This is a genomic window from Streptomyces sp. SID13726, from assembly GCF_010548375.1.
Lineage (GTDB): Bacteria > Actinomycetota > Actinomycetes > Streptomycetales > Streptomycetaceae > Streptomyces.
Map to the genome: position 1 here is coordinate 1 of NZ_JAAGLY010000883.1, position 383 is coordinate 383.

1 protein-coding gene is annotated in these 383 nt (G+C 72.1%); it reads left to right on the plus strand.

The annotated features are described in order from the left end of the window. The coding region (locus G3I78_RS50800) for a hypothetical protein (RefSeq protein ID WP_203616633.1) at nt 1–383 on the plus strand (383 nt) is incomplete at both ends.

Consider the following 383-nt stretch of genomic DNA (forward strand, 5'->3'; position numbering starts at 1 on the left):
GTGGGGGGTCGCGCTCTACCGGACGGTGCGCGACGTCGTGCCCGCGTCGGACACCCAGCAGTCCGCCTACGACCGGTGGATGGACCAGACCGCGGCCCGCGAGGACGCCCGCCAGTCCCGCGTGCACGGCGCGGAGGGCCTGATCCCGCTGCCGCTGTGGCTCGTCCTCTTCGTCGTCTCCGCGACCGTCTTCGTCTTCCTGCTCTTCTTCGCCGACTCCGCGGAGCGTGCCGCGACGCAGGGCCTGCTCATGGGCAGCGTCACGCTCGTCATCACGCTCCTGCTGTGCCTGCTCGCGTTCTTCGACCACCCGCACGGGCACCAGGTCGGCAAGCTGCAGCCGACGGCGATGGAGCGCGCCCTCGTCCTCCTGGTGGGGGAGG